The sequence below is a fragment of the Methylobacterium sp. J-048 genome (assembly GCF_022829515.1).
Lineage (GTDB): Bacteria > Pseudomonadota > Alphaproteobacteria > Rhizobiales > Beijerinckiaceae > Methylobacterium.
Genome location: NZ_JAKSYL010000245.1, coordinates 1 through 299, shown reverse-complemented (window position 1 = coordinate 299; position 299 = coordinate 1). Strand labels below are relative to the sequence as shown.

Genomic DNA, 299 nt, shown 5'->3' with positions numbered 1-299 from the left:
ACGAGGGGCTGCTTATGAAACGATACATCGCCGCGATCCTTCTCACCACGATTGGTCTAGGGGCTTGCCAGACCGGCGCCCCAGGGCCGCAACAAGCTGGGTCCGGGCTCCGTGGTGCTGCACTTCTCCAAGAGGATGTCGCCCGCCTTAGAGCAGATCGCGATGCGCGTCGGATCAGCTACACGGAGTGGGCTGAACGTACCCAGGCGGCCGCGCGAGCCAGTGTGCTGCTGAGCGCGCAGGAAGAGGACGCGCTGGAGTACCGCAAGCAGCTCGCACGCCGTGTGGACGCTGGAGAA

At 64.9% G+C, this 299-nt stretch carries 1 protein-coding gene; it reads left to right on the top strand.

Going from position 1 to position 299, the window contains the following annotated elements; all coding sequences use genetic code 11:
- Positions 1-14: 14 nt before the first annotated feature.
- The coding region (locus MKL09_RS24865) for a hypothetical protein (protein WP_244024693.1) at positions 15-299 on the top strand (285 nt) is incomplete at its 3' end.